Annotated in this window: 31 protein-coding genes and 1 pseudogene; 23 read left to right on the top strand and 9 right to left on the bottom strand. The window is 39.6% G+C overall.

Annotation, left to right across the window (positions count from 1 at the left end):
* Positions 1-2: 2 nt before the first annotated feature.
* Genes FF52_RS06255 through FF52_RS06235 form a run of 5 tightly spaced genes read right to left on the bottom strand, consistent with a single transcriptional unit; the run spans position 3 to position 5,049 of the window.
* Entirely contained in the window at positions 3-380 is a 378-nt protein-coding gene (locus tag FF52_RS06255; RefSeq protein WP_008463896.1) for a hypothetical protein, read from the bottom strand.
* Positions 377-3,658 carry a DNA primase gene (gene dnaG, locus FF52_RS06250; RefSeq protein ID WP_008463894.1) on the bottom strand — a complete coding sequence of 1,094 codons (3,282 nt, stop codon included), beginning with the start codon at positions 3,656-3,658 and terminating at the stop codon, positions 377-379. The genes FF52_RS06255 and dnaG overlap by 4 nt, the downstream gene beginning before the upstream one ends.
* A 46-nt stretch (positions 3,659-3,704) precedes the next feature.
* A complete protein-coding gene (locus FF52_RS06245) occupies positions 3,705-4,172 on the bottom strand; it encodes a hypothetical protein (protein ID WP_008463888.1) in 468 nt (155 codons plus the stop codon).
* A gap of 2 nt (positions 4,173-4,174) precedes the next feature.
* A complete protein-coding gene (locus FF52_RS06240) occupies positions 4,175-4,759 on the bottom strand; it encodes a response regulator transcription factor (protein WP_008463886.1) in 585 nt (194 codons plus the stop codon).
* 26 nt (positions 4,760-4,785) lie between these two features.
* On the bottom strand, positions 4,786-5,049 hold the full coding sequence (locus tag FF52_RS06235) for a hypothetical protein (RefSeq protein ID WP_192811806.1): 264 nt from the start codon (positions 5,047-5,049) through the stop codon (positions 4,786-4,788).
* 168 nt (positions 5,050-5,217) lie between these two features.
* On the opposite strand from FF52_RS06235, the gene FF52_RS06230 reads away from it, so the two are divergent.
* The 3 genes from FF52_RS06230 to FF52_RS06220 all read left to right on the top strand — a co-directional run bounded on the left by FF52_RS06230 (position 5,218) and on the right by FF52_RS06220 (position 7,223).
* Entirely contained in the window at positions 5,218-5,664 is a 447-nt protein-coding gene (locus FF52_RS06230; protein WP_008463881.1) for a phage repressor, read from the top strand.
* A gap of 111 nt (positions 5,665-5,775) precedes the next feature.
* Positions 5,776-6,420, top strand: a complete 645-nt coding sequence (locus FF52_RS06225; RefSeq protein WP_035691005.1) for a DUF4145 domain-containing protein — start codon at positions 5,776-5,778, stop codon at positions 6,418-6,420.
* Positions 6,421-6,431: 11 nt separating this feature from the next.
* A complete protein-coding gene (locus tag FF52_RS06220; RefSeq protein ID WP_008463876.1) occupies positions 6,432-7,223 on the top strand; it encodes a hypothetical protein in 792 nt (263 codons plus the stop codon).
* Between the two features lie 11 nt (positions 7,224-7,234).
* On the opposite strand, the gene FF52_RS06215 is transcribed toward FF52_RS06220, so the two are convergent.
* Together FF52_RS06215 and FF52_RS06210 are read right to left on the bottom strand one after the other, a co-directional pair.
* Positions 7,235-8,782, bottom strand: a complete 1,548-nt coding sequence (locus tag FF52_RS06215; RefSeq protein ID WP_008463875.1) for a recombinase family protein — start codon at positions 8,780-8,782, stop codon at positions 7,235-7,237.
* On the bottom strand, positions 8,779-8,949 hold the full coding sequence (locus tag FF52_RS06210; protein WP_157498535.1) for a hypothetical protein: 171 nt from the start codon (positions 8,947-8,949) through the stop codon (positions 8,779-8,781). Before FF52_RS06210 ends, FF52_RS06215 begins: the two co-directional genes overlap by 4 nt.
* A 203-nt stretch (positions 8,950-9,152) precedes the next feature.
* Here FF52_RS06210 and FF52_RS06205 point away from each other — a divergent pair, with 203 nt between their 5' ends.
* The 3 genes from FF52_RS06205 (at position 9,153) to FF52_RS06195 (ending at position 10,877) form a co-directional block, all read left to right on the top strand.
* Positions 9,153-9,623 (top strand): hypothetical protein, encoded by a 471-nt coding sequence (locus tag FF52_RS06205; protein WP_008463874.1) that lies wholly within the window; start codon positions 9,153-9,155, stop codon positions 9,621-9,623.
* Between the two features lie 12 nt (positions 9,624-9,635).
* Positions 9,636-9,971 (top strand): hypothetical protein, encoded by a 336-nt coding sequence (locus FF52_RS06200; protein WP_008463873.1) that lies wholly within the window; start codon positions 9,636-9,638, stop codon positions 9,969-9,971.
* Positions 9,972-10,037: 66 nt separating this feature from the next.
* The gene (locus tag FF52_RS06195) at positions 10,038-10,877 is read left to right on the top strand and encodes a S1 family peptidase (RefSeq protein WP_008463872.1); all 840 of its coding nucleotides are present in this window, start codon (positions 10,038-10,040) and stop codon (positions 10,875-10,877) included.
* 57 nt (positions 10,878-10,934) lie between these two features.
* Here the strand turns inward: FF52_RS06195 and FF52_RS06190 are convergent, their stop codons facing one another.
* The gene (locus FF52_RS06190) at positions 10,935-12,530 is read right to left on the bottom strand and encodes a phospholipase D-like domain-containing protein (protein ID WP_008463871.1); all 1,596 of its coding nucleotides are present in this window, start codon (positions 12,528-12,530) and stop codon (positions 10,935-10,937) included.
* 623 nt (positions 12,531-13,153) lie between these two features.
* Between FF52_RS06190 and FF52_RS06185 the strand changes: the two genes are divergently transcribed.
* The 17 genes and pseudogenes from FF52_RS06185 to chrA all read left to right on the top strand — a co-directional run bounded on the left by FF52_RS06185 (position 13,154) and on the right by chrA (position 25,368).
* Positions 13,154-13,546 carry a single-stranded DNA-binding protein gene (locus FF52_RS06185; protein ID WP_008463870.1) on the top strand — a complete coding sequence of 131 codons (393 nt, stop codon included), beginning with the start codon at positions 13,154-13,156 and terminating at the stop codon, positions 13,544-13,546.
* A 47-nt stretch (positions 13,547-13,593) separates the two neighbouring features.
* The gene (locus FF52_RS06180) at positions 13,594-14,667 is read left to right on the top strand and encodes a DUF932 domain-containing protein (protein WP_008463869.1); all 1,074 of its coding nucleotides are present in this window, start codon (positions 13,594-13,596) and stop codon (positions 14,665-14,667) included.
* A gap of 89 nt (positions 14,668-14,756) precedes the next feature.
* Positions 14,757-15,409: pseudogene (locus tag FF52_RS24025) on the top strand (PRTRC system protein E).
* Between the two features lie 11 nt (positions 15,410-15,420).
* The gene (locus tag FF52_RS23390; RefSeq protein ID WP_008463865.1) at positions 15,421-15,639 is read left to right on the top strand and encodes a PRTRC system protein C; all 219 of its coding nucleotides are present in this window, start codon (positions 15,421-15,423) and stop codon (positions 15,637-15,639) included.
* A 22-nt stretch (positions 15,640-15,661) separates the two neighbouring features.
* Positions 15,662-16,831: a hypothetical protein gene (locus tag FF52_RS06165; RefSeq protein ID WP_008463863.1), complete on the top strand. Its 1,170-nt coding sequence runs from the start codon at positions 15,662-15,664 to the stop codon at positions 16,829-16,831.
* The gene (locus FF52_RS06160) at positions 16,824-17,552 is read left to right on the top strand and encodes a PRTRC system protein B (RefSeq protein WP_008463861.1); all 729 of its coding nucleotides are present in this window, start codon (positions 16,824-16,826) and stop codon (positions 17,550-17,552) included. Before FF52_RS06165 ends, FF52_RS06160 begins: the two co-directional genes overlap by 8 nt.
* Entirely contained in the window at positions 17,549-18,355 is an 807-nt protein-coding gene (locus FF52_RS06155) for a PRTRC system ThiF family protein (RefSeq protein WP_008463859.1), read from the top strand. The genes FF52_RS06160 and FF52_RS06155 overlap by 4 nt, the downstream gene beginning before the upstream one ends.
* A gap of 339 nt (positions 18,356-18,694) precedes the next feature.
* A complete protein-coding gene (locus tag FF52_RS06150) occupies positions 18,695-19,024 on the top strand; it encodes an ArsR/SmtB family transcription factor (protein ID WP_008463857.1) in 330 nt (109 codons plus the stop codon).
* 57 nt (positions 19,025-19,081) lie between these two features.
* Positions 19,082-19,549 (top strand): DUF6428 family protein, encoded by a 468-nt coding sequence (locus FF52_RS06145; RefSeq protein ID WP_008463854.1) that lies wholly within the window; start codon positions 19,082-19,084, stop codon positions 19,547-19,549.
* A gap of 21 nt (positions 19,550-19,570) precedes the next feature.
* Positions 19,571-20,191, top strand: coding sequence for a class I SAM-dependent methyltransferase (locus FF52_RS06140; protein ID WP_008463852.1), 621 nt, complete (start codon positions 19,571-19,573; stop codon positions 20,189-20,191).
* A gap of 10 nt (positions 20,192-20,201) precedes the next feature.
* The gene (locus FF52_RS06135; RefSeq protein ID WP_012025036.1) at positions 20,202-20,813 is read left to right on the top strand and encodes a low molecular weight phosphatase family protein; all 612 of its coding nucleotides are present in this window, start codon (positions 20,202-20,204) and stop codon (positions 20,811-20,813) included.
* A gap of 3 nt (positions 20,814-20,816) precedes the next feature.
* Entirely contained in the window at positions 20,817-21,848 is a 1,032-nt protein-coding gene (gene arsB / locus FF52_RS06130) for an ACR3 family arsenite efflux transporter (protein ID WP_012025037.1), read from the top strand.
* 34 nt (positions 21,849-21,882) lie between these two features.
* A complete protein-coding gene (locus FF52_RS06125) occupies positions 21,883-22,683 on the top strand; it encodes a helix-turn-helix domain-containing protein (protein ID WP_008463844.1) in 801 nt (266 codons plus the stop codon).
* Between the two features lie 80 nt (positions 22,684-22,763).
* Positions 22,764-23,237: a hypothetical protein gene (locus FF52_RS06120; protein ID WP_008463842.1), complete on the top strand. Its 474-nt coding sequence runs from the start codon at positions 22,764-22,766 to the stop codon at positions 23,235-23,237.
* Complete coding sequence (locus FF52_RS06115; RefSeq protein WP_008463839.1) at positions 23,237-23,836, top strand: phosphatase PAP2 family protein; 600 nt, start codon at positions 23,237-23,239, stop codon at positions 23,834-23,836. The genes FF52_RS06120 and FF52_RS06115 overlap by 1 nt, the downstream gene beginning before the upstream one ends.
* Positions 23,814-24,248, top strand: coding sequence for a DoxX family protein (locus tag FF52_RS06110; protein WP_008463838.1), 435 nt, complete (start codon positions 23,814-23,816; stop codon positions 24,246-24,248). The genes FF52_RS06115 and FF52_RS06110 overlap by 23 nt, the downstream gene beginning before the upstream one ends.
* Positions 24,238-25,368: a chromate efflux transporter gene (gene chrA, locus FF52_RS06105; RefSeq protein WP_008463837.1), complete on the top strand. Its 1,131-nt coding sequence runs from the start codon at positions 24,238-24,240 to the stop codon at positions 25,366-25,368. The genes FF52_RS06110 and chrA overlap by 11 nt, the downstream gene beginning before the upstream one ends.
* A 200-nt stretch (positions 25,369-25,568) precedes the next feature.
* Here chrA and FF52_RS06100 read toward each other — a convergent pair whose 3' ends face one another.
* A complete protein-coding gene (locus FF52_RS06100; RefSeq protein ID WP_008463836.1) occupies positions 25,569-26,609 on the bottom strand; it encodes an IS110 family transposase in 1,041 nt (346 codons plus the stop codon).
* Positions 26,610-26,656 lie beyond the last annotated feature (47 nt).

Below are 26,656 nucleotides of genomic sequence, written 5' to 3'. Positions count from 1 at the left end.
ATTCACGTCTGGACATTTTTAAAATTAGATTTATATAATTTTCGATTGTTGCGGAGTTTGCAGAAACACGGTCTGGCCGATCGCGCTTTTCCTTCTGCCTTTTTTTTGAGTCCATACCTCTTATTTTGAATTATTGGTTTACGTTTTTGAGTAAATTGTACTTCGTCAAAGATTCCCGCCAAAACCCAGATCTGTTTGCTGTGGTAGAGTTCCCTAAATACTTCCATGTTCGTATTTTCATTGAAAAAAAACGGCTGATTACAAAAACTACCGTCATAGGCTTGCTGAAAATACATGCACCCGAATTTCTTTCTTCCTAGTTCGTCTGAGAAATCTTCTGCTCGGGCTACTCTTAAGTTTAATATAACGGCTTGTGTCATTGTTCAATCGCTTTTAGCCAATCTGGATCATTTTCAGCGTCAGCGCTCACAGGAACTTTCGGCTGAGCATCATCTGATTTTTTTGGACTGTTTCTCAATAGGTTTAAAATTCCATTCTCGTGCATCATACTGTAATTAAAAACATAAGCAGATGTGGAAGTGTCATCGAAATGGACAGATTTGACGGCCCCGATGAAATACTTCTTCGATTTGAAATAGTTTCTAAGTGTGTTCTCATGGATTACATCGACACCTTCACGGGTTGAAACCTCCTTATGATACAACTGGTGCACAGCATTTAGTCGCAAGTATAGAACTTGTGATCTGTCTTTATTCGGCCATTCTTCTGAAGACTGGTCTTTTCTTCCTTGAAGCTTTAAGCTAATCGGGGTATCAATCATAAAGTGAATGTTTTCAATTAGCAATGCAAAAGGCTTGCGATCTCTTAAGTACTCCAACGTTTTCCAAAATTCTGCCAGTCCTTCACTTTCCACAATGAGATCAGATGTTTCTATAATATTTTCCTTAAACTGATCATGCATTTCCTGATAGGTAAAAGGAAACTTAAACTTGTCAAAAAGAATTTTAATTGGAGTAAGGATAACCGTATAGTTCTGGAGCATTCTTTCCTGATAATCGACACCACGCAATTCTTTTTTCAGCTGTTTTATAATATCCGAATAAACCTGTCTGTAGTTTTCTTCAACTAAAGTGCGATATTTCACTATTTCCAAAACAAAACTTGTAATGCCTTCCTCTTCCCAAGACTGCAGCAAATTATAATCTGCTACTTCCTGATCTGTATAATTTTCCTGCGGTTTAATAACATGCTCAATGATGCTTCGTGAGGTAATAGAGTTATCGTCCCAGCTTGACAAATACTGAGAAAGCAGAATTAAGAAGCAGTTCACTTTTGTAACTTTGGTCTTATTGTCACCTGAATTCTGGCCGATTTCACGACCACGGTTATCATAAGATCCTTTTATTGATTGCTTGATTTTTACATCTGTCGTCAAATCACTGAATTCCTCCAGGAGCGCAATGGTATTAGTTGTTCTGCTAATCCTTCTTGAAAATGCCGATATCGTGCCGGCATTTAAATCGAAAGCAGGCTGTTTATAGCAAAACATCGCAGCAAGACTCTCAGCAAACTTCGATTTTCCCGAACCTTTTTCACCAGCCAAAAACAGAAGCGGTGATACTTGGTACGTTTTCACGAACAGATCGCGGAAAAGTGCAAAGAAAGCGCAGGCGATGCCTGTAACAGCCTTTTTACCATATACCTTGTGCATTTGCTTCATCCAAGTATGAAAAGCGATTGGCGCTTCCATGTATACCATATATCGGTCATTCTCATACGGGTCATCGCCTTCACGGGAATTCTTGTACATCACCGAAGCTGAAGGAGAATAAAAGTGCTTTACATCTTCAATGTAATCACTGTCAACTTTAACCCCAGTTTCCAGCTGTACAATTCCGTAATCATTAGGTACTTTTGTAACTCCGTTATGATAAATCAAATTTGCATAAGCATAAAAGCCTGCATGTTGCCAGCCCAAAGTTTTTAACTCATGAGCCGTGATAAAATGCCCTAAAATCTCGTTTCTAAGGAGCTTAAACTGATTTGCCGATACTTGTGATGTGAAAGTGAAATTTCCTTCATCTAGGAGCTTTACTTCAAATTTCGTCATTTGCGAAAAGTCTGCCGTATCAAAATCGATAAGCCTTTTAATTCCGCTTTCAGAAATCACTTCACAAAGTCTTTTATTTTCCTGCTTTCCGTAAACGTGAAAAAGAGGTGTTATCCTAAAATTCGTTCCTTTATAAAAGCTGTCTTTTCCTCGGAAATAGACATTGTTTTGATGGATAACAAAACCTTTTTCCAAAAACTGCTTGTATTCAGCTCCGACAGGCAAACCAAGCTTTTCAACTGACTCAACATGTACTTTTTCTGTTTGAGCAGCCTTAGCTTCAGCAATTTTATAGAAGCTTTCTATCTTGTCTTTAATGACTTTTGCAGGCTGTTTAATTATTTTAGCACATTGCTTTAGGTAAGCTTCACGCTTAATGTCATCTTTAATCTGCGAGAGCATTAAAGCAATTTCCGAAACTGCATACGAAAGCTCATTTGGATCGTTAGCTGCTCTATTTTTTAGTTTTATTGTTTTCCAGTTTACAGCGTCTTCAGCATTGCCGAAGATCATTTTTTCAACGTGAGGCGTTTTGCGAGCGTAACTGTCTGGGTCTTCTCCTTCAGGCAAAATCACTACAGAAACTTTCAGACCAACTGCCAAAAGCATATTTACGTCTTTTAGTGCAGCTAAAGTCCCTTTCTGCTCATTCCCCTTTTCGTCCAAGCCGTCATTATCACGGCAAATAATTACATGATCTGCAAAACGGTGAAGCAATTTGCATTGAATTTCGCTCAGTGCAGTTCCTCCAGTTGCCACTCCAAGCTCACAGCCAAATTGAGACAATCCAGTTACATCTGTATATCCTTCAACCAAAACTGCAGTCTTCTGTTTGGATATTGCATCTTTATTTTCATATAGGCCATATAGTTCATGGCTTTTTTCGTAAATTTCAGTCTGTGCTGTATTAATATATTTAGGGCCATCTGCATTGTCGGCTCTCCTACCTCCAAAAGCCACGATATTTCCTCGGATGTTGCGAATAGGAAACAGTAATTTATCTCTGTGAAAATCGTAATTACTTCCATCTTTTGATACTGTCAATCCAACAGCTACCGCCTGTTCCAATTTTCCATTTTCAAGAAGAGGATTTGTTATAAATTTATAATCCTTAGGAGCATAGCCTATTCTAAATTTTTCAACTGTTTCTTCATTGATATCTCGGGAAATAAGCATCTTTTTCACCCAATGGTCATCTAATGCGTTATGAAGCTGCATTTCGTATTTTAACGCAGCAACTGATTGAATATCATATAAGCTTTGTTTTCTGGTCCTAAGGCGCCTTTCCTCCTCTGAAATTTCGGTCTCCTCCAGAACAATATTGCAAATGCCACCAATAACCTTTACAGCTTCTGCAAAATCTACATTCTTATACGTCTGTACAAATGAAATTCCATCACCACCTTTTCCGGTAGAGAAACACTTATACATGTTTAAGGAAGGAGTAACATAAAAGGAATCTTTGCTATGATTAAAAGGGGATTCGCAGGTATATCTTGATCCCGATTTTTTTAACTCGCAGAAATGGCCGATAATTTGAACGATATCGGCATTTCGTACTAAGTCTATTGATTTTTCTGTGTACATGGGTTATTGCAAATAGAGATTAAAATATTGTGAAACAGTCAGATCTTTATGATCTATCAAAAAGAGTTGTTCTAACAATAATTTTCTCTGAACTTTTGCAGGGAAGTTCGTAGACAAGGATGTTAATACGTTTTTGTAATTCATCCTGCTTGGCAAGATAAAAGGAACGCAAGGTTTCTTTGTCTTGTTTTGATATGCTGGTTGTCTCTTCGAGCGCGATAAGTTGGTTTCCATAAGCGAGTTGATCGGATTGCAGTTTTTTTATTTCAGGAGTATCTTTTATTTGTATCAGCAATAAATGAAGTGCAGCTAAAGTGCAAATACCGTTAGCTGGCGAGCCATTTATCCTTAAGTATTTTGCAAAGGCATCTGTAGCTGATAACTGGTACATTCTCATCAAAGCTTTAATAAATTGCTGACCTTCTTCGATTTCCTTTTCCCAAGTTTTAGGAAAAGTGTTTTTGATCATTTCTAATGCTTCTGGACCTGTATATGTAAAGTTTGAAATACTCATGATTACTGGATTATTTTTTGGTTTATAGCTTTAGTGATTAATCCTGACTTTGATTTAACATCTGCCTTTTCAAAAAGATTTTGCTTGTGCGAGTTTAATGTGCTTTCAGAAATTTTCAGATAGTCTGCAATTTGTTTGTCTGCTAAATCTGAGGCCATTAAAGTGACAATTTCAATCTCACGTCTGGTTAGCGGATTGCCATCAATCGTAAGAGACTTTGTTTTCCATTTCAAGCATCTGCAATTGTTTGAGCAAATGAAGTTGTCTGCCTTGTTGAGTTTTCCACTATCTGTAAAATCAGCTTCATGATCAGCAGCTCCATAAATGCAGAAAGAATAATTCTCGATTGCCTCGTCTGGGCTTAAATGCTTTAAATCTTCAACTGCAACTTCATCTGATAACATTTGTTGAAAGATTTGAGCTTTCTTTTCTGGTGACAATTCTTTAAATAAATAGGTCTGGCCATTCGAAACGAAATAGGTTTTCTTTGTTTTTCGGTCTCCAAATATTTCCGTTCGGTAATCTCCAATAAGCATTCCTGCGGGTATTTGGTGAATTTCATTTTTAATTGTAGATTTGCTTTCCATTAGTTTAATCTGTTAAAGGTTAATACTTAAAAACTACCCGAAGTTCCCGCTTCGGGTTTTTTTGTGCTAAAAATTGATTTCTTCTCTTCTTTGATTCGTTTTTCTTCATCGAGTTTTTCGGCATACAGTGCGACAATTGTCTTTTCAATCTCTGAATTTTCATTTCTGCCGTTAAAAACATGAGTGATGTAGGAAATGCCAAACGGCTCACCTTTTTGGTTCATGATCCCATTTGCATTTAGCCGATCCAAAACCTCTTTTGAATAGCCTTTTTTGAAGACTTTTTTCATTTTTTTTCTTTCACTGACTTTAATCATAGATAAGTACTATTTTGAATTCATATAATTGTTGTAGATTTACTACGAGTTAACTACGAGTTGACTACGATTTAACTATTACAAATATAATGACTATTGTCGGTAAAAAAAATATTTTACTGACAATTTTCGGATTTTTCTATGAAAGCTATAAATAGATTTATAAAATACTGTGATTTTAAAGGGATTGCGCCTAGTAGGTTTGAAAAAAATTACGGCCTATCTAATGGATATTTCAGCATTCAACTTAAAAGAAATGGCAGTTTAGGTGAAGATGTACTAAAGATAATCATCGACAATTGTCAGGAAATTGACGCTGAATGGCTAATAACGGGTAAAGGAAATATGCTTAAAAAACAACTTACTCCAAGTGAAAATAGCAATCAAAGTGATAAAAACGAAAAGGAAGTTGCTCGGCTTTTAATCGAAAATAGGAGACTTGAAGAGACTAACGATTTGTTGAGATTTAAAATCACTACTCTAGAAAATCAATTATCCGAAGGCAATCAAATTAAGAATAGCCCCATTATTCATACACCTATGGCTGAATCAAAACCTGAATTAACTAAAAAAAATCAGAAAAAATGAAATTGCAAAGTGATTCAGAGGAAGATAAAGTAGAACATTTACAATTAAATATCGGAGAAGGAGATAGCGAACTAATTGAAAGATTGAAAGTAATTATAAAACAAGAAATATATGAAAGAGCAATATACAGCTCCAGACTTAGATTTAAAGGCATTTAATTGCCCACATTGTCATGCATATGCAAATCAAGAATGGTCTACCATGCGTGCTGAAAAAAAAATGTATGGCGCATCGCACGGATATTATCTAAACGAATTTAGAGTTTCATATTGTTCGAGCTGTGCAAGGAATACTATATGGAACGGACAGAACATTATCTTCCCGCTTAGTACAACTGTTGAACCGGCAAATATAGATTTGCCAGACGATATACAGCAAGACTATAATGAAGCGGCAATTGTTCTAAATTTTTCACCAAGAAGTTCAGCTGCTCTTTTACGACTTGCTATTCAAAAATTGTGTAAACACTTAGGTGAATCTGGCGATAACATCAATAATGACATTAAAAACTTAGTGGCAAAGGGTTTGCCTCCACAGGTTCAAAAAGCTTTGGATACAGTAAGAGTTATTGGTAATGAATCTGTACATCCAGGAGAGATAAATCTTAACGATAATAGGGAAATTGCAAATACTCTTTTTAAACTAGTAAATTTTATTGCTACTAAAACTATTTCTGAACCAAGACAGATTGAAGAATTGTATAGCTCTTTGCCTCAAAGTAAACTTGATGCGATTGAAAGAAGAGATAACGCATAAAAGAATATGTAATGTTTGACGAAACAAAAAAATCTGTAGAATCAATATTGTCACAAAGGCTTTCAAGTCCTTTTTATGGTACACTAATTATTTCTTGGCTTATCTGGAACTGGAAAATAATATACCTAACGATTTTTGTTAGTGAGGATACTATCACAGTAACAAAAATCCAATATATAATTCAGAATTATAGTGAGGAAAAGTATATCGTCTGGTTTCCACTACTTTCAACATTTTTACTTTTAACAGTAGTTCCATTCATTACTAATGGTGCGTATTGGCTTGATTTATTATTCACGAATTGGCGTGAATCAAAAAAACAAAGTGTACAAAACAAACAAATGCTGAGTTTGGAACAGTCAGTAAAAATAAGAGCGCAAATCGTACAAATGGAAAAAGAATTTAAAGATTTGCTTTCTGATAGAGACAATGAGATTGAACAACTGAAATCATTATTAAATCAAAATCCTAATCACGACACAATAATATATTCTAATGATGATGATGAAGATGAAGGATATTATAGTACTGAGATAGACAATCTTGTAAAAACGATTAAAGTTAATTCAGAACTCTATGAAGGATTTAAATTAGTTGACAAATATATAGTCGGAGGAAATACCGGTTTAAGTGAGAAAGTCTCCCACGAAATTATGAGTTTCTTCATCTCAAATAAATTAATTAGCCATATCCGCTCTGGTGTCTATAAGTGGACTAGTAAAGGAAAAGAAGTCAATAAAGTTTTGATTAATGAATATTTCTCACGTCCCATAAACTTCCCAATACAAGAAAATGAAAACTGATTTACAATACGTTACAGCATATGTTTGTTTCCTGTCGAGGTCACTACTCGGGACAAAAGAAAAATATCATCTTTTGTTCCGTTTTTTTTTGCCCGTAATCTATTGTTTACCAGATAGATGCACTTGAACATTTCGTTGACCCTAGCGGTTTGGATTTTATTGTTTTGAAATGTGAAATTTTCGGGAAAAATTAAACCGATTATCTCTCTGGAGTCGACTAAAGACCCGTCACCAAAGGCCTCGCCGAGCTTTATTAGGTTTTGCAGTCCTGTGTTCATTAAAGATTCAATATCGGCTCGGTCTTCATCCACATTTCCAATCTCATTTTCAAGCCTGCTGATCTCAGCATTGTATTCTGTCTTCATTAAATGATAGTCATCGGCATCTATCTTCTCGGTAACCAGCAGGTTTCTGGCAACAGCCAGTTTTTTTTCGTAAACCCCAATCTGTTCCAGGGATTTCTTTTTCTCATTTATAACCAATCCTGTATGTTCCCTGTATGCTTCAAGCAGAACTGCACTGTATAATTTTCTTACTTCGGCCAGAGGCTTGAACTTATTTAAATGCCCTTTAAATACACTATTGGCCATTTCGGAATTTACCCTCCACTTGCATACTTTATCGCAGTGGTAATAGAAGTAATCTCTGCTTCTGCCCCTGCACTTGCTGCCTCCCAATTTCTGTCCGCATTTAGGACAGACAAAAAATCCCCTGAGGGGAAAATTCTCAATTGTTTTGATTTTTGGCCTGTACGTCCTTGCTTTACTATTGAGTATATCCTGAACTTTATAGAACAGATCTTGGCTGATTATTGGATCATGCTGCCCCTTTACAAGCCTTTCCTCCTCATCTCGATACTTTGGAACTACTATCATTCCGCAGTATAATGGATTTCTTATAATCAGCCACATGTTGTTCTTAGAGATCCCCATGCCCTTTTCTTTGGCTGTCTGATATATTGATTCGGTACTGAAAATATTTTTTGCAATCTGTTCATATACCCAAACAACGTTTGCAGCCTTATCTGGCACAATTGCAATATACTTTTTTCCATCTTCGGTAACTTTGTTAGCATAGCCATACGGAGCCATTCCCATATGCCTGCCCTCTTTTTTGCCCCTTCTGAGGCCCTGAAACGTATTTAGCGCCCTGCGGTCATTTTCAACCTCAGGCGCAGCAAGATAAAATGCCAGCATCATCTTATTCTCCGGAACACTAAGATCCAGCGGCTGCTCAATTGCCTGCGGTTCGACTCCCAACGCCCTTAATTGATTTATCATCTGATAGGCATCGCCCGCGTTTCGGCTGAACCTATCCCATTTCATAAAAAGGACCAGGCTTATTTTATGTTTGCGTTTTTTTATGTCGGCAAGAAATTTTTTCCATTGCGGCCTGTTGAAAGTTTTTGCCGAATGATCTTCGTAAATCACATTGCGTATCTGAATTCTGTTGATGCCACAGTACTTTCTCAGCATCTCTTCCTGATTGCGCTGAGAGAAGCCTTTCTCAGCCTGCTCATCAGTGCTTACCCTGATATACAAATCTGCTATCTTGCTCATTCTGTTTTATTTAAATGTTTAACCACCGCGATATTAGCAATTTTTCTCAAGAAATACAAGATTTCTTCAGCCTGTTCAAAAGTCACCTCCAAGCCTTCAGTTTTAAGCATCTGCAGTGCTTTTTCAGTTGTAATTTTCGACTCATTGTAACCTGTCTCGTTTTCCATCTCATTATCCATTTTAGATTATAATTACACTAGATAGAAATTTATTTTAATTAAATGTCATGATGTATAAATCGGTTTTCACTGGCATAAAGTGGAAGCACATGTCTATCAATTAGAGATAGCTGATTTGTTATTTTTAAAGAGTATATTTACATTAGAATTCCGCCAATAATCAGCATTTTAATTAAAAAAATGAAATCGCTATGGTATTTACAGCAGTAAATTTAAAAAAGCATTTGGGCAAGACGCTGCCGCAGATTTTGTTTGCCGATTTAGATTATTTCATTTGGGCATACGAGAACAACGTTTTCAGAAATCCGCCTCTTAAGCTGGAAGCAGAGTACATATTTAAAAGGATTAAGAACATAAAAATTCCAAAAGAAAACCCAGAAGAATACGAAGTGGAATACCTGATCCATCAGCCTACCGGCAAATTCGGTCATTTTGAACTGGTGCCTAAAACTACACCCCTGCACAAGGGTGGAAGTCCCGCTTTCAGAACCGAAAATATAGATCTAACTGTTGCCAGATCTATTGCAGCTTACGACAAAAGCGGATGCCGTACCATGATAGAATACTTAAAAAAATATTATTTCGGCGATAGCAGCTATAAAATGGTTAAAAAAAGGTGTGAGGATTTTTTCAATAAGGATTCAAATTTCGTCTTATTATAATTTCACATAATTATGAAACCGAGTTTTAATTATTTTATCGGTAAAAGTACCGCAGCAATTTATAAACTCTGCATTGGAAAAGGCAACGCAAAGGAAAGATTGATTGAATCCGAGCTTGAGATAAGGTCCGCTTTGCGCGCTCCTGTTCCTGATGAATTAATGCCCTTGAAAAATAAGATAAAACACAATCTGCTTTACAGCGGACAAGGAGCATCAGGCGCTGCGAAGGGTTCAATAGCCAGATCCCTGCTTGGAAAGCGGAATTCAACAGCGTCCAAATTCATCGCAGACATAATTCGGCTCCATCTTGAAGTTGAAGCTTACATGAAATATTCCAGCCGGAACTAGCTGGCTTAAAAATCTATTATATCAGCAGATCTGCAAATAACCACCCCTGATAAAATATAAAACTTTATGGCAAAAGAACTCTCAAACAAGAATTCCAACGATATTTCCGTTACCGATCTTATCACATCAGCAACTGTCAGAATAGAAACTTTTGGCAAAAATGGCGGCACAGGTACCGGCTTCTTTTTTGATTTCGATCCGCAAACCCCAGAAACACTGGATAGCTTAGTGATTGTAACCAACTGTCATGTTGTAGATGGAGTCCAGAATGGCCAGTTTACCCTAACCAAGAAAGACCAAAATGGAGAACAGATTAACACTGAACATTTGACAATTTTCCTTGAAGACTTCCAATCGCACTGGATTAACCATCCCGACGACGAAGTCGACTTATGCATTCTGCCGATAAAATCAATTAAGCACTTAATCAAAGAAGATTTTTTTTACGGAGCGTTTGACTCCAGCCATATCCCCACTAAACAGGAAATTGAAAACTTATGTGCCATCGAAGAAATCATAATGGTCGGATATCCTGAAAACATTTGGGATGACCACAACAACAAACCCATTGTCAGAAAAGGAATTACTGCAACCAGCCCAAGACTGCCATATCTTGGCTACGATGAATTTTTAATTGATGCGGCGTGTTTTCCCGGCTCAAGCGGATCGCCGATCATTATTTACAATATCGGCCAATATATGGATCGAAATGAAAACCATTATTTTGTCAAATATCGGATAATCCTGCTTGGTATTTTATACGAGGGACCGCAATACACCGCTGAAGGAGAAATAGAAAGAGTGCCAATCAAAAAGAAAAAGATTGTAAAGACGCAATTGCCAATTAACCTTGGAGCGGCTATAAACGGCAGCAAGATCCTGGATTTTGCCGAGCGTTTACAGTAAAGATAATCGTCTTGCACAGATTTAGATTTTGAAAAATCTTAAACCTGTTTCATTTACCTAAGCTTCTCCTAAAATTTCAGAAAGCAGAACCTTTCTAAATCCTTCCGGCGCCGCTTCTGACGCTAAAGCAAGTTTTACAGCAGTAAGGCCTTCGACAGTCTGCTGAACCGCTAAATTGCTCCAGTCGAAATCAAAAATCTCCTGAAAATATTGCGCCACTGGCCTGTCTCTTATCAATAAGCTGGCGTCCCTGTTGTACATGGCTCCCGTCGTGGTTAAATTATGGCTTCCGAATAAAACCTGAGCATTGGCTTGGTCTGAAGAATCAACAATTATTGCTTTGGTATGGCATCGGCACTGTACTTTTATATTATCAGTATTAAAGCCAAATTTTTTAAGCCTTGTGAGTGTTTTAACCAAACCAGCCTGCCCTTTAGCCCCAAATTCACGCGGATCCCTGAAAATTATCCTCACCGCCACGCCATTGCTCTGCTTTTCGACAACCGCCCTGTAAAAGCTTTCATAAACAGGATCGTTGTTCTCCAATAATGAAAAAGACTGGTTTTCAATGTCAATGCTAACCTTTGCACTTTTAACCATTTCTGTCGCATGATAAAGGAACATACGCTGGCCCTCAGAATTTTTATCCGGAGTCAGCAGAGGCTGCACATCAAGTATGCGCTTAACTGTCAACGGCTTAAAATATCTTACTATCGGAGGTACTGGAGGACAGATCCCCTTAGAGATAAAGACATAGGAATTTGCGAGCTTTTCTTTAACATCGAAAGGCACACGCAGCGCTTCCTGATAATCCCAATCTATGTACTTTCTGAAAATGGTAGCCAACGTCGCATTTTTTATTACCACATTCCACTCCCGGTTATGTTTCGCAAGCGGTCCGGGAATAGCCTGGCCCTTGCCTGCCGGATCAATATCGGCTTGGTTCGAATTCTTCCAATTTCCGCTGCTCAGCCAGAACTCCTCATCATCTCGCGCTGCTACTTTTATATGATAGTCGCTCGCAATTAATTTGCCGCTTCCTACAGATGACCAGACATGCTCAAATTTACTCCCTAGACGGCTCTTCATATTATTCACCGCTCTATCAGTGCCATCGTTTTGGGTAACCATTCTAAGGCTCCCGTTGCAGTTTTGCACAGCCTCAAAAATTGCCGAACTAATGTGCTCAGCCTCCCACTCGTACATGGTTGCAGTAAGCCTGCTGCTTACTCTTTTAAGAAAATCCTTCAGATTTGGCCATCCCGAATCAGGGCTAACATGAAAAACCGCTTCCATATACTCAACTACACGGGGCAGCCCAATATTTGCAGGCTCACGATAATTGCCTGGCTTTGGCGCAGCCCAAAAGCTTACATCCACCCCCAAATATTCAAGCTGCTGTTCGAATCCCGCAGCCACCACATCGATTCCGTATCCCATGAACTCTGCAGGCAGAGGTTTCACCGCCAGTTCAAGCAGCGTCTTTTCATTAATTTTTTCCGCAACTTGCACAGAGATGACCTCTTCGTCCGTAATCCATCCATTTTTAAATCTAAAGCCCTGCTCAATATTTAGGACGCCAGGAATACCATAAAGTTCCTGCTTAGCCATCTCAACAGCTTCCGCCAGTTCCATTTTATAATTTTCTCCCATAACAAATCATATTAAATGACACTTAATATTTATGTTCCAACCAATATTCATCTTAGTTTAATTCAGGTATCGAATCTTATACAATTCAAATCTGCGCCCAATTATTCATAATTCTAAATCTAGAAAAATGTCAAACGCAAAACACACAATAAATATAGAAAAAACATCAAACAGACAACAGGTACAAATACCTGTTTTCCAATAATATATACCAATTTATCTAATTCAGAATTTCAGATTGCATCCTATTCCCGCTCTAATATCCTAGTCACATGGCTTCCCGTTATTTTTTTGCCAACAGCCTGTATGCTTCTGTCTTATTTCAGGAGCAAAGGTATCTCCGTGTTCTTAACCCAGAAGCAAGGCCATGTCCTGCGGATTTGATATAAAATCTCCACCCATACGGGTCGTATTTTCCATCAAAGCCTTGCTTCTGCTAAACACTAACCTTTTTATGCTCATGAAACAAAACATAGCATACACCGGCTCTTTAAACGAATAAAAAAAATGTCAGCAATGAGAAATAAAATATTGGAAGCGGAAAATGAAACAAAACAGCTCCACCTCGTCATTGCCGAATAAATAAAATTTCAAAAAAAATTAATCCTTAAAAATCAGAAATCATGAACATCATCGGAAGAGTAACAAAAGACGCAGAGGTACGCACCTTGTCAGGAAACAGACAGGTCGTGAATTTTTCAATAGCGACAAACGATAGCTACAGAAGCAAGGAGGGCGAGCGAGTGGAACAGACCACTTACTTCGACTGCGCCTACTGGATTAGCCCGAAAGTAGCGGAAATACTGAGAAAGGGAACTCTTGTGGAACTGTCAGGCAGGGTAAGCGCAAGAGCATGGAAAGGAAGCGACGGGGAACTGCATGCGGGACTGAACTTCAATACCTCGCAGATTAAGCTGCACGGAGGCGTAAAAAAGGAACAGGGCGAAGTTACGGCAACACAGAACAAAAGCAGCAGACCTGCTGTGCAGGAACCTGAGGAAGACCTGCCGTTTTAAGGCTCACATAGGAATTAATATCAAGTTTCAACTTTAAAACAATTATCATGGCACACAATATCAATTACAACAGCAGCACAGGAAATTATTCATTTTTCAGCGTAAAGCAGAAAGCATGGCACAATCTCGGAAAAACGGTGCAGGACTATCCGACAAGCGCAGAAGCCATCAGGCACGCCCAATTGGATTACGAGGTCGCCAAAACGCCTTTATACACCAAAGCCTTGGCAAAGGAGGAAATGCAGGACGGTACTGTGACGGCAGGCGCAGAACTGCACGTTCCCGATTATTTCTCGACCATCCGCACCGACAGCAATACGGTTTTGGGCGTAGTGGGGAAAGACTACCATATAGTACAGAACCGTGAGGCGTTCAGCTTTTTTGACGCCATAGTCGGCGGCGGCGAAGGCATCCTGTATGAAACCGCAGGGGCGTTAGGGAACGGGGAACGCATCTTCATTACAGCCAAGCTTCCCGACTACATCAGGGTCGGCAGCGGGGATGATGTGACTGAAAAATATATTTTCCTGACCACCTCCCACGATGGAAGCGGAAGCATTACAGCAGCCTTCACTCCCATCCGAATCGTATGCCAAAACACACTTAACGCCTCGCTCCGCAGCATGAGCAACGTGGTGCGCATCCGACACACTTCGGGAGCAAAACAGCGCCTTGATGATGCGCACAAGGTCATGGGACTGGCAAACACGCTCAGCAGTCAGCTGGAGGACATCTTCAACCATTGGGCTAAAGTAAAAGTTACGGATACAGAGGTCAAAAAGTTGATTCAGCTGGCATTATGCCCGAACAGGGAAACTCTGGAAATGCTTAAAACTGGCGCAGATGATGCAGTGTCCGCCATTTTCAGAAACACCGTGGAAGATGCTTTTGCCTATGCCATGGCAAGCGACACCCAACAGATGGAAACCACAAAAGGAACGCTTTATGGCGCATACAATGCCGTGACAGGATATTATCAGAACGTGCGCACCTACAAGGACGATGAAGCAAAACTGCAGTCCATCGTGATGGGAGGAACGGCACAGCTGAAATCGCAGAAAGCCTTCGAACTCTGCACCTCTTTTGCCGTGGACGGCAATAAGGCGCTGATGCTGAATTAAAAAAAGACGGGCGGCTGCCTTCAAAGCGGCCGTCTTACAGCTTCTCAGTATGTGAAGCCGATAAAAAACAGACATTAAAATCTACAGCTATGAACAGCAATTTTTTCAATCAGATAAGACAGATGGACATTTCAGGGGATCTGCACCTGACCATCGCAAAATCGACCGAAGGCATCCTTGTCGTATCGGTCATGCTTAAAAACGAAGCCTGCGGGGACAATGCCAAAAACATCATACCCCCGCTCAACCTGAGAGGAACAGCAGAGGAACTCGACAGCGGTTTCTTTCACACCATTACCGCCCCGATGCAGAGCGCATCGGGACTGATGGCAGACATGGAATCTTTCATGAAACAGCTGGAACAGGTGAAAATGCAGTCGGCAAAGGAGAAACAGAAAGCCGATGCGCAGAAAAAGCAGCACGAAGCCAAAGACAAAAGATTCAGCGATGCCATGACAAAGGCTGAAGAACTGGAAAACAGGGCAGATTCCGTGAGGCTTGGATGAAAGTTCCCGAAGCGGCGGAATTTCCCGACAGAGCCGACGAAATACGCAGAAAGAGAACATCCCTGTCGGACAGGTTCTCCGCTCCGAGCCTTTTCGGTTCAGAACAGGAAAAGCCCGAACCGCCCAAAGAGGCGCTCTATCCCGAACATGCAGAGATTCAGCCCGATGAGGAAATGTCCTTTGAGGAGCAGGAATATGAAGAGGAAGAAGAAGACCAAGAGGAATATGAATATTAAAATGCAGCGATATGTTACTAGCAACACACCTACAGCGGGTTTTCATAATCATTGAAAAGGGTCAGCAGATAAGGCTGAGCGACCCCGAACCTAGATGGAGCGTCGAGGCGGTGCTGAATTTCTACGCCCCGACATACCCTATCCTGACGACCTCCAAAATTTCAGCGCCAGTCATCAGGGACGATGCGGTGGAATACAGATTCGAAACCGTAATGGGAACAAAAGGATAACCTAATTTAAAGGCAATGAACCATGCAGAAAAAAAACGATAGCAGGCACAATAAGCCTGCCGCGGCAGAAAAGACAAAGACAGCTGCACGACCAGCTGGGAAATTTCATGGCTTGGATGCACAGACCCAAAGACGCGGGGGAAATTCAGAAAGACAGAGCAAAATCAGTCCCTGTCGGAATGCTTCCGATAATTTTCTGAGAATATCATTCCTGCCCAAACTGGAGCAGTGCAAAACCGTACAGCCCCGTAGGGAACACAAAAGAATGCAGCCGCAGTTCTACAAATCCCTTTCGCATCTGACAGCGCATTACGGCATCACCCCCATGCAGACCGACTGCTTTGAATATCCGTACAATTTAGCGCTGTCGCTGTGGGATGCGGAGCGGATGCTGAAAAAACAGTACGCGGACTGCCCCGAAATCAGTCTGATACAGGACGGTGCTGAAACCTATCTTGAAAGCGAGGAAACCTGCGATACAGGGACGACCCTGTATTACATACCCGTCGAACCGCTGTATTGGATGAGCCACGATGCGTGGTACAAAAGAAATGCCAAACTGCTTTTAAGCCTCTTTTCCTATCTGTACCATATTGCGGAAGTCCCCTACTACAGACAGCAGGACAGCTACCTGTACTGGATGTATGAAATGCACAGGGAATGGACGGAGCAGGACGACGAAGGCGAACAGAGAGAACGCTTTTTGCATGAGTTCGACAGGGCGGAGATTATAGGGGACTTTATCGAAAAAAAAATATACAATCCAATCAGCCTGAGGCTATTTGGACAGCGCCTGCGCAGCTTCAAATGCCGTGATGCATTCGACTGGGAATGCCTGTCGGTTGCCCAAAAAGCGCATAGGCTTTACAGCGACTATCCCAACGAGGGAATCTTTAGAAATGCCCCCGCCTGCAACGGGGACGTGAATGACGAAGAGGACACCGAAAGCATCCCAATGCACAAATACATTTCCTTTATTTCGCATACCAAAGGATGGCTCTATGAAACCCTTGAGCAGAGCATCAACAATGAATTCAACGAATACAGCCAGATGCACGAGCCGACCATCTCGAAAAGATTCGACATTGGCACGCGGAAGCACCAAAGCCTGGATTTCGAGCGCAGGTTCTTTTCCCTCTTGGATGACCTGTGCGGACTGCTGTACAACTACAAATCAAACGACGATGAATAATAGAAACTATATTTCCGAACAGCTGGGCGTCCTTTACCATCCCACCTCCGCACTTGTGTTCTATCAGAGCCAGTCTGCGGACAGGTCGGTGTATGTCGAGCATTTCGATATGGACGGGGACGGAATGCCTGTCAACGCACACCCGCTTACCGAGCGTGAGGCGCAGGCGCTTGCAAAGGCTTTAATGACCGAAAAGCAGAAGCAGACCGCCTTTCTGAAATCCGAAGGCATCCTGCCCGCAAACATACTGCATATCATGCCAAGCCCTGACAGGGGCGCTGTGCTTTGGTATACCAAACCCCAAGAGAGAACCCTGCATTTCATAGAAAGCCTTGAAATTGCGGACGGCAAGGCGCACATGCCTGCCATGATATGGCAGGCGACAAGAAACAGCCTCAGGGTATTTGCCATTGCCGGCAATAGAAGACCTACCGAAAAGACAGCCCTCTGCCATGCACCTCTTTTGAACATCTACGAGGACGGCAGGGTATGCATGGGGTCGGTCAGCATCAGCATCAAAAACTCCGCCTCGCTTGAAGAATTTACAGGGGCGTGGGAGGATTATTTCTTCAACAGCTACTTCAGCCACCTCATAGGCAAAAATAGTCCCGTAAAAGGATGCTGCATAAGCCTGTGGAAAGACCTGATTGCATCAGGAAGACCTTTCCCTGCCGAAGTATTGAAAAAAAACAGCAGAACACTTAAAAGCCTACTGCCATGAAAACAGAAAAGACCAAAATGCATTTTGCCGACACCTATCTCATCAGCCCCACAAACCCGCTTACAGTAAACCTTATAGGCGCTGGCGGTACAGGCTCGAAAGTGCTGACCGCCCTCATGGAAATGAACTTCAGCCTGATAGCGCTCGGTCATGCAGGGCTTTGTGTCCGCCTTTGGGATGACGACCTGATAAGCGACGCCAATCTCGGAAGACAGCGTTTTGCGCCCTGCGAAACAGGACTGCACAAATCCGTTGCCCTTATCAACCGTGCCAACCGCTTCATGGGTACGGACTGGAAAGCCGAAAGCGTAAAATTTGAAAAGGATGCACTCGGCAGACTGCCCAAAAATGCGCAGGCAAATTTGTACATCACCTGCACCGACAGCGTGCAGTCCCGCTTCAAGGTTGCGGAAATCCTCGCCTCGCTTCAACGAAACATTCCGCAGAGGGACACTCCAAAATATTGGATGGATTTCGGCAACAGCCAGCATGCGGGGCAGGTCTTACTGTCCACCATTTCTGAAATCAGACAGCCCGATTCCCAAATCTATCAGACTGTCCCTGTCCTGCCCTTTGTCACCGACGAATTCGGGGAACTGCTCCAAGAGTCCGAAACTCTTGACGGCACACCGAGCTGTTCGCTTGCCGAAAGCCTTGAGAAGCAGGATCTGTTCATCAACTCGGCTCTTGCGCAGTTGGGATGCTCCCTCCTTTGGAATCTGTTCCGTTTCGGGATGACTGAAAACAGGGGATTCTTCCTAAACCTCAAAAACTTCCAGTCCAATCGCCTCAAAGTGGGATGACCCGCAGATGCGGGCGGCAAAAATGGCTCCCTTCCTCCGGTCGGGTGCCTTTTTGCGTTTTGGCGGTGCATCCCTAATGCCAAAAGGCACAGAGCGCCGTTTTACCATAAGCGATGCGGGAAGCTTTCATAAGGGATTCCATATCCCTTGAGCTTTCCTGCGGGCTTCTTTTCTTTCCGCTCCGGCGTCCAAAGAAAAGATTCTGTGTTATAATTCAAGTTTTTTATCAGTTTTATTTGAAATTGAAAAGGTCTTTTCTAAATCTCTTAAATAAAAAAAGGAAATATTTTTGTTTTTAAATACATTATCGTAATATTGCGATGTATTATTACAGACAAGATGGGCGTAACAAAAACAGAAATATTTACAGAACAGCAAAATAGTTTAGCAACCACTTTAAAGGCACTGGCTCATCCTGCCCGAATTGCTATCCTGCAGTACATCATTAAACAGAACGCTTGCATTTGTAATGACTTAGTGGAAGAATTGGGATTGGCACAGGCTACGATTTCACAACATTTAAAAGAACTTAAAAATATTGGTATCATCAAAGGAAGCATCGAGGGAACCAGTGTATGTTACTGCATTGATGAAAATGTTTGGCAGCAGATAAAAAATGAACTCAATATGTTCTTTGTAGATAATGTAGGGGTTTATAAATGCTGTTAAGCATTTTTTTTAATATATTAATCGTAATAAAGCAATATAACAATTAAATAAAAAACAATGAAAATATCAAAAATCAAAGAAATCTTACCAGCATTAGATAATGTTGAATTCCAATTAGAGAACGGAATATTTGTACCGGAACATTTCCACGTTACGGAAGTTGGGCAAATCACTAAAAATTTTATTGACTGCGGTGGCGTAGTTCGCACCGAAAAAGTTGTCAATTTTCAATTATGGAATGCCAACGATTTTGAACACAGGTTAAAGCCAACCAAATTATTAAGCATCATCAAACTTTCGGAAGAAAAACTGGGTATCGAAGATGCCGAGATAGAAGTGGAATACCAAAGCGAAACAATTGGTAAATATGATTTGGATTTTAACGGAAACCATTTTGTATTAAAGAACAAACAGACCGCTTGTTTAGCGCAAGATACTTGCGGTATTCCTACTGAAAAGCAAAAGAAAAATTTGGCAGCATTACCAGCGAATAATGCTTGTACACCCGGTGGCGGATGCTGTTAATCATAAAATCAAAAGAGAAATATGGAACATTTCAATCGAAAATCCCACTGGGAAAATATTTACGAGAGCAAACCTTTAGAAACCGTGAGCTGGTATCAGCCTAATCCTGAAACTTCTCTCCATTTTGTTCATCAATTCAACTTGCCAAAGACGGCTAAAATTATTGATATAGGTGGTGGAGATAGTTTTTTTGTTGACCATTTACTTGAGCTGGATTACGAAGATATTACTGTTATGGATATTTCAAATGCCGCTATCCAACGGGCAAAGGAAAGATTAGGCAGTAAAAGCGATAGAATAAAATGGATCGTATCAGATGTTTCAGATTTTATACCTACGGAGCAATATGACTTTTGGCACGACAGGGCAGCATTTCATTTCCTGACGGATAAAAACGAGATAGAAAATTATGTAGAAACTACAACCAAAGCTATTCCCCAAAATGGCATTTTGGTAATTGGCACTTTTTCCAAACAAGGTCCTACAAAATGCAGCGGTATTGAAATTAAGCAATATTCAGAACAGACAATGACAGATTTGTTTCAAAATCATTTTCAAAAAATAGGCTGTATTACCATTGACCATACGACACCATCTGAAACCAATCAGAATTTTGTATTCTGCAGTTTTCGTAAAAATTAAAGATCAAATTATGTATTCAGTATTAATAAAAACAATCGAGCAGTTACAACTGCAAAATATCAGCGAGGAGCGCAAAGTAATATTACAACCGCTGATCGATTTTGTACAGCAAAAGATAAACGACAAACAAGATATAAATATCAACTTCATTTGTACGCATAATTCCCGCAGAAGCCATTTGTCGCAGGTTTGGGCACAGGCAGCAGCAGCACGTTTTAACATACCAAATTTAAACTGTTATTCGGGCGGTACAGAAGAAACGGCACTATTCCCTAAAGTAGCAGAAACATTAACTAATCAAGGATTTAACATTTTCAAAATTACAGACACTCATAATCCTGTATATGCTATAAAGTACAGCGATAATACTTTACCTGTAATTGGCTTTTCTAAAAAGTATGATAGTCCTTTCAATCCTGTATCAGCGTTTGCAGCTATTATGACCTGTTCACAGGCTGACGGCGGATGCCCCTTTATTGCAGGAGCGGAAAGGAGAATCCCCATCACATTTGAAGACCCCAAAATTTCAGATCATACACCAGAACAATCAAAGGTGTATGCTGAAAGAAGTTTGCAGATAGCAGCGGAAATGTTTTATGTCTTCTCAAAAATCAGCCGATAAGTCATGCAAGTAAAATTAAAATTTCTTGACCGTTACCTGACCTTATGGATATTCCTTGCCATGGCATTAGGTGTAGCATTGGGTTATTTCTTTCCAGAGATTTCAAAAATTACAAATGCTCTATCCGTTGGCACTACAAATATTCCATTGGCAACAGGTTTAATACTGATGATGTACCCGCCATTGGCAAAAGTGGATTATTCATTGTTGCCACAAGTCTTTAAGGACAAAAAAGTAATTGGCATATCGTTAATGCTGAATTGGGTTATTGGTACTGGGTTGATGTTCGGCTTAGCCGTTCTGTTTTTACACAACGAACCTGATTATATGACAGGCTTGATATTGATAGGCTTGGCAAGATGTATTGCAATGGTAATCGTATGGAGCGACTTGGCTAAAGCAAATAGAGAATATACAGCGATGTTAGTAGCCTTAAACAGTATCTTTCAGATACTTTCTTACAGCTTCTTAGTTTGGCTGTTCATCAACGTATTGCCAAGCAAATTAGGTTTAGCCAACTACAACGTAAGCGTATCGATGAAAGATGTAACAGAAAGTGTAATCATATACTTGGGTGTTCCATTTTTAGCAGGTTTTATAAGCCGTTACGCATTGGTAAAATCAAAAGGCATAGAGTGGTATAACAGAATATTCGTACCCAAAATATCACCCATTACATTATATGCTTTACTGTTTACAATCGCATTAATGTTCAGTCTAAAAGGCGATAAAATAGTAGAGTTGCCATTGGATGTGGTAAAAGTAGCCATACCGTTAATCATCTATTTTGTACTGATGTTTTTCGTGAGCTTCTTTATCAATAAAACCTTAAAAATTCCCTACGATAAAAACGCATCCATCGCCTTTACTGCCACTGGAAACAATTTTGAATTGGCAATAGCTGTAGCCATAGCGGTTTTCGGTATCCATTCGCCGCAGGCATTTGTGGGCGTTATTGGGCCATTGGTTGAAGTGCCCGTATTGATACTTTTAGTCAAGGCAAGTTTATGGTTGAACAAGAAATATTATAGTTAATTTTATAAACATCAAATATAGAAGTTATAACGGATTGAAAAAGACCATATCCATAAAAACCAAAATTGAAGCGGCAGCATTATTAAAAGTTGCACCGTTCAGAAAAGAAATTCGCAAGACTGAACCGCACAAACACAACAGCTATTTTGAAATTATTTATTTAAGAGAAGGAAGCGGCTTTCACACCATAGACCATACTTCATTTTCAATAAAGCCGCCAACTGTATTTTTTGTCCGTAAAGAGCAGGTGCATCATTGGGATATGACCGATACACCAGACGGTTTTGTACTGCTCTTAAAGAAGAGGTTTGTCGACCAGTCGATGGACAGTGAGCTTAAAAGTCTTTTATCTAAACTAAGCGGCTTAAGCTGCATTCATCTGAAAGAAACAGAAAATATAGATACTTTATTCCAACTGCTCACTAGAGAAAAAGATTTTACCGTTACCGAAGGATTACTAAAAGCACTATTTGCTAAAATATTGATTGCGGCAAAACCTTTGATAATTAAAACCAGTAAAACGGATAATATAATTGCAGTATTCAGGGAACTACTCAACCAAACAAATGATCTGCGAAATAATGTTGCCTACTATGCAGAAAAACTTTACACTACACCACAAAATCTCAATGCAATTTGCCGTAAAACATTAGACCAGTCGGCAGCAGAAGTAATTGCAGTGCATATCATTAGCGAAGCAAAAAGACAATTGATTTATACAGAAAGTAGTGTTTCTGAAATTGCCTATAGTTTGAATTTTAATGACACTTCCCATTTTGTTAAGTATTTTAAACGCCACACAGGTGTTACGCCACAAACCTTCCGAAATACCTAAAATACACTACGTTATTTTCAAATATACCGTTCTAAATGATTTGTATTGTACGAAATTTGTGTAATGTAAAGTTGTAAACAATGAGATATTTAACATCTATATTAATATTTCTTTTTCTTTTGGCTTGTAATCAAAAACAAGAAGCTGTTCAGGGACAGTGGATAAAAGGAAACGAGCAGAAGAAACTTGAAACGATAGAAAATCAATTTCGTGGTTTTGACATGGCAATGGTGGAAACGGGCTATCGCTACCAGGAATTGTATTGGGCGGGACAGGACGAAAACTGGGAGTATGCCGATTATCAACTCGAAAAAATCCAAAAGGCGATAGAAAATGGATTGGAAAGAAGACCTAAACGGGCACCTTCCGCACATCATTTTTTAACTGTTACACTCCCTCAAATGAGTGAGGCACTAAAAAAAAGGGATACAGTTGTTTTTAATAAGAACTTCCAAATGCTTACCAATAGCTGCGTTAGCTGTCATGCAATGGAAAAAGTACCTTTCTTCACTGTAAAAACGCCGACAGAAAGACAATCACCCATCAGAAAATAATGCTTGAACACATTAAACAGATAGATACAAATATTCTATTATGGCTAAATGGAAGCCATAATGAATTTTGGGACAATATAATGTGGTTTGCCAGCGGTAAATACACATGGCTGCCTTTTTATGTTGCATTGATAATTTTGCTAGCCTTGAAATATAAAAAGGATGCTATCCTGATGATTTTACTAATTGCCTTGCTCATCACAATGAGTGACCAGCTGGCTTCCGGCATATTTAAGCCATTATTTGAAAGGCTTCGTCCAAGTCATAATCCAGAATTAGAAGACCAGCTGCATATAGTAAACAATTATCGTGGCGGCAAGTTCGGTTTTATTTCTTCACACGCTGCAAATGTCTTTGCCTTAGCATTTTATTTGACCATAGTAGCTAAGCATAGTCTAAAATGGCTGCCATTTATTCTTATCCCTTGGGCAATTTTTGTTAGTGTAAGCAGGGTTTATTTAGGCGTACATTATCCCACTGATATTCTAGTTCCTGCTATTTTAAGTATACCAATTGCATTCATGGCAGCTCATTTATATAAAAAATACAATCCAAAATTCATAAAACTATTTAATCATGATGTTTCAAAAAATAACTAAGACAGACCTATCAAAAACTGCCATACTTATTCGACTGATGGTAGGTGCCGTATTTCTTTCTGAAGGAATACAGAAGTTTTTATTTGCTGATACATTGGGGGCAGGTCGCTTCGCTAAAATCGGTTTACCAAATCCTGAGTTTTTAGGTCCGTTCGTTGGCAGTTTTGAAATTAGTTGCGGACTTTTTATTCTTGTTGGGCTTTTGACAAGATTGGCAAGTATTCCATTGATTATAATAATGATAGTTGCTATTGCAACAACCAAATCGGAAGTATTGGCAGAAAAAGGATTTTGGGAAATGATGCACGGAAGCCGGACAGACTGGGCGATGCTGTTGGGGAGTATCTTTCTATTTATAAAAGGTGGCGGTCTTTGGTCTATTGATAATAAGATAATGAATAATGGGAAATAAGGCTAGCCAGAAAGAAATTGCTAAACTATTTCTCAAATTAGGCTTTATAGGTTTTGGAGGTCCGGCAGCTCATATTGCTATGATGCGGGATGAAGTGGTAATAAAACGAAAATGGATGAGCGAACAGCATTTTTTAGACTTGCTTGGAGCAACCAATCTTATTCCCGGTCCAAATAGTACGGAGATGGCCATTCATATCGGTTATGACAAAGGAGGTTGGAAAGGATTGATAATAGCAGGTTTATGCTTTATTCTACCTGCCGTATTTATCACTGGAATTTTCGCATATTTATATAATCTTTACGGACAGCTACCCGAAGTACAACCTTTTATCTATGGTATCAAACCTGCTATAATAGCCATCATTCTGGCAGCAATTTATCCATTGGCAAAACAATCTGTCAAGTCCATAAATTTAGGTCTTATCGGCATTACTGTTTTGTTAGCGGCAGTGTTTGGAGTTAATGAAATTTATTTGATGTTTGGTGCAGGTTTGTTAGCATTTGGATTGCATACGGTTCAGAACAGACAAAATGATACTTTGCAAAGTATTGTTCCGCTTACCTTTCTTCAAATTGTGCAAACAACTTTTTGGACAACCACAAACTCAAAACTATTTTGGACGTTCCTTAAAATCGGTTCCATACTTTATGGTAGCGGATATGTACTTTTTGCCTTTTTAGATACGGAACTGGTAGCGACAGGTTTACTCACAAGACAACAACTAATGGATGCAATAGCGGTAGGTCAGTTCACGCCTGGACCAGTCTTTTCTTCGGTAACGTTCATTGGATTTCAGATAAACGGACTTTATGGAGCAATTATCTCAACCATTGCCATTTTTCTTCCCTCATTTGTTTTTGTGGCACTGCTTAACCCGTTAATCAGAAAATTACGAAATTCTAAAGGGCTGTCCGATTTTTTAGATGCCGTAAATGTCGCATCTGTATCTATTATAGCAGCAGTATGTTTTACAATGGGCAAAGAAACCATTACCGATTGGCGAAGCATTACCATCGCTCTCATCAGTGGCATTATCGTTTTCCAATTAAAAAAAATCAACAGTGCATTCGTTGTTTTAGGTGGTTCTTTATTGGGATACTTATTATTTCAATTTTAAAATACATAATGGGTAATAATACACCCATACTAATAACTTGAGTGCTATAAATTATCAAATCAACTTGATTCCGGAGATACATATAATGTTTTTGAAAAGCAGGATTGCTTTAAATTCAACAAGTAGAATCCTAAGATAATAGCAAACAAGCTAATACCCTTTTTAATTGTACGATTTAGTTTCAACTTATTTTATAGTTTTTATGCTTTTATTAATGCTGATGGAACTTGGTCGTGATTAAAACCTGAATCGTAAAATGCATTGTTTTTCCATAAGATAAAAGTCAATTCTAGTAGTTTTCGTTGGATGGCCACTATAGCCTTCATTTTAATACCATGCCTTGAAACTATTCTTAAGAAAATATCTCTGAACCTTTCATCAGTCCTGATTGCAGCCAGTGCCGGAAAGTGCATTACTTTCCTTAAATTCCGATTACCCCGCTTGGATATTCGGGGTTTGGATTTCACTGAGGTTCCAGATGTCTTTTCCCTTACATCTAATCCTGCATAACTCACCAACTGCCTTTTATTCTTTATTAACTCAAATCCATTGGTTTCTGCGATAATGGTTACAGCGGTTAAATTTCCAATTCCTGGAATAGAAGATACTATTTTTATCTTCTCTACTAGAGCTTGATCTCCTTTGATAAGTACAGCAATTTCTTCTCTTATCTCCTTCTCCTGCAAATCAATAAGAGCTATTCTTTTTTTAGTTCGTTTCACTGAGCTTTCACTTGATGTTGCAGAAGTGTGTTCTGCATGCAGTTGATTTTTTAACATTGTACGCTCATGTACCAGCTGCTCTCGTTCTCGACAAAGCTGTCTCAAATTATTGAATATTTTTAAAGGAGGTTGCCAAATTTCCAATTGCCTTTCCAAACCAAATCTCGAAATGGCTTGTGAAGCGCTCTTGTCAGTTATGGTTTTTATATCTAGTGTTCTAGCATAATTACTGATCTTGTTTGGTAAAACGATACTGACTTGTTTTTTTATACTGAATAAGTAATAAGCTAAGGATTCATGATAGACCCCTGTAGCTTCCATAATGTAGCGTACTTCTGTTGTAATTGATGTCTGCTTATTTACCCACGATACAAGACTTGAAAAACCTTTTTTAGTATTGGGAAATACTTTGTAGGCATAGACTTCTATGTTTATCTGTTCATCCATTCTACCAAGTGATACAACTAATTCTTTTTGTGCAACATCAATTCCTACTGTCTGCTTTAATAATACCTTCATCTTATATGGTTTAGGTAAGTGATAACCTTTCTTAATCTTTTCTCCTG

The organism is Flavobacterium sp. F52 (assembly GCF_000278705.1).
Classification (GTDB): domain Bacteria; phylum Bacteroidota; class Bacteroidia; order Flavobacteriales; family Flavobacteriaceae; genus Flavobacterium; species Flavobacterium anhuiense.
Note: the sequence above shows the minus strand (reverse complement) of the source record. Positions and strands in the feature narration are given on the sequence as shown.

Excerpts from the sequence above, each read along its gene's own strand:
- FF52_RS06190 (WP_008463871.1), bottom strand. The coding sequence starts at position 12,530 with ATGGGAGAAAATTATAAAATGGAACTGGCGGAAGCTGTTGAGATGGCT.
- FF52_RS06235 (WP_192811806.1), bottom strand. The coding sequence starts at position 5,049 with ATGAAAAAAGTCTTCAAAAAAGGCTATTCAAAAGAGGTTTTGGATCGG.
- FF52_RS06225 (WP_035691005.1), top strand. The coding sequence starts at position 5,776 with ATGAAAGAGCAATATACAGCTCCAGACTTAGATTTAAAGGCATTTAAT.
- FF52_RS06155 (WP_008463859.1), top strand. The coding sequence starts at position 17,549 with ATGAAAACAGAAAAGACCAAAATGCATTTTGCCGACACCTATCTCATC.
- FF52_RS06135 (WP_012025036.1), top strand. The coding sequence starts at position 20,202 with ATGTATTCAGTATTAATAAAAACAATCGAGCAGTTACAACTGCAAAAT.
- FF52_RS06220 (WP_008463876.1), top strand. The coding sequence starts at position 6,432 with ATGTTTGACGAAACAAAAAAATCTGTAGAATCAATATTGTCACAAAGG.
- FF52_RS06160 (WP_008463861.1), top strand. The coding sequence starts at position 16,824 with ATGAATAATAGAAACTATATTTCCGAACAGCTGGGCGTCCTTTACCAT.
- FF52_RS06145 (WP_008463854.1), top strand. The coding sequence starts at position 19,082 with ATGAAAATATCAAAAATCAAAGAAATCTTACCAGCATTAGATAATGTT.
- FF52_RS06120 (WP_008463842.1), top strand. The coding sequence starts at position 22,764 with ATGAGATATTTAACATCTATATTAATATTTCTTTTTCTTTTGGCTTGT.
- arsB (WP_012025037.1), top strand. The coding sequence starts at position 20,817 with ATGCAAGTAAAATTAAAATTTCTTGACCGTTACCTGACCTTATGGATA.
- FF52_RS06245 (WP_008463888.1), bottom strand. The coding sequence starts at position 4,172 with ATGAGTATTTCAAACTTTACATATACAGGTCCAGAAGCATTAGAAATG.
- FF52_RS06205 (WP_008463874.1), top strand. The coding sequence starts at position 9,153 with ATGGTATTTACAGCAGTAAATTTAAAAAAGCATTTGGGCAAGACGCTG.
- FF52_RS06115 (WP_008463839.1), top strand. The coding sequence starts at position 23,237 with ATGCTTGAACACATTAAACAGATAGATACAAATATTCTATTATGGCTA.
- dnaG (WP_008463894.1), bottom strand. The coding sequence starts at position 3,658 with ATGTACACAGAAAAATCAATAGACTTAGTACGAAATGCCGATATCGTT.
- FF52_RS23390 (WP_008463865.1), top strand. The coding sequence starts at position 15,421 with ATGTTACTAGCAACACACCTACAGCGGGTTTTCATAATCATTGAAAAG.
- FF52_RS06255 (WP_008463896.1), bottom strand. The coding sequence starts at position 380 with ATGACACAAGCCGTTATATTAAACTTAAGAGTAGCCCGAGCAGAAGAT.
- FF52_RS06165 (WP_008463863.1), top strand. The coding sequence starts at position 15,662 with ATGCAGAAAAAAAACGATAGCAGGCACAATAAGCCTGCCGCGGCAGAA.
- FF52_RS06150 (WP_008463857.1), top strand. The coding sequence starts at position 18,695 with ATGGGCGTAACAAAAACAGAAATATTTACAGAACAGCAAAATAGTTTA.
- FF52_RS06195 (WP_008463872.1), top strand. The coding sequence starts at position 10,038 with ATGGCAAAAGAACTCTCAAACAAGAATTCCAACGATATTTCCGTTACC.
- FF52_RS06180 (WP_008463869.1), top strand. The coding sequence starts at position 13,594 with ATGGCACACAATATCAATTACAACAGCAGCACAGGAAATTATTCATTT.
- FF52_RS06100 (WP_008463836.1), bottom strand. The coding sequence starts at position 26,609 with ATGAAGGTATTATTAAAGCAGACAGTAGGAATTGATGTTGCACAAAAA.
- FF52_RS06215 (WP_008463875.1), bottom strand. The coding sequence starts at position 8,782 with ATGAGCAAGATAGCAGATTTGTATATCAGGGTAAGCACTGATGAGCAG.
- FF52_RS06110 (WP_008463838.1), top strand. The coding sequence starts at position 23,814 with ATGATGTTTCAAAAAATAACTAAGACAGACCTATCAAAAACTGCCATA.
- FF52_RS06140 (WP_008463852.1), top strand. The coding sequence starts at position 19,571 with ATGGAACATTTCAATCGAAAATCCCACTGGGAAAATATTTACGAGAGC.
- FF52_RS06185 (WP_008463870.1), top strand. The coding sequence starts at position 13,154 with ATGAACATCATCGGAAGAGTAACAAAAGACGCAGAGGTACGCACCTTG.
- FF52_RS06240 (WP_008463886.1), bottom strand. The coding sequence starts at position 4,759 with ATGGAAAGCAAATCTACAATTAAAAATGAAATTCACCAAATACCCGCA.
- FF52_RS06230 (WP_008463881.1), top strand. The coding sequence starts at position 5,218 with ATGAAAGCTATAAATAGATTTATAAAATACTGTGATTTTAAAGGGATT.
- FF52_RS06210 (WP_157498535.1), bottom strand. The coding sequence starts at position 8,949 with ATGGAAAACGAGACAGGTTACAATGAGTCGAAAATTACAACTGAAAAA.
- chrA (WP_008463837.1), top strand. The coding sequence starts at position 24,238 with ATGGGAAATAAGGCTAGCCAGAAAGAAATTGCTAAACTATTTCTCAAA.
- FF52_RS06200 (WP_008463873.1), top strand. The coding sequence starts at position 9,636 with ATGAAACCGAGTTTTAATTATTTTATCGGTAAAAGTACCGCAGCAATT.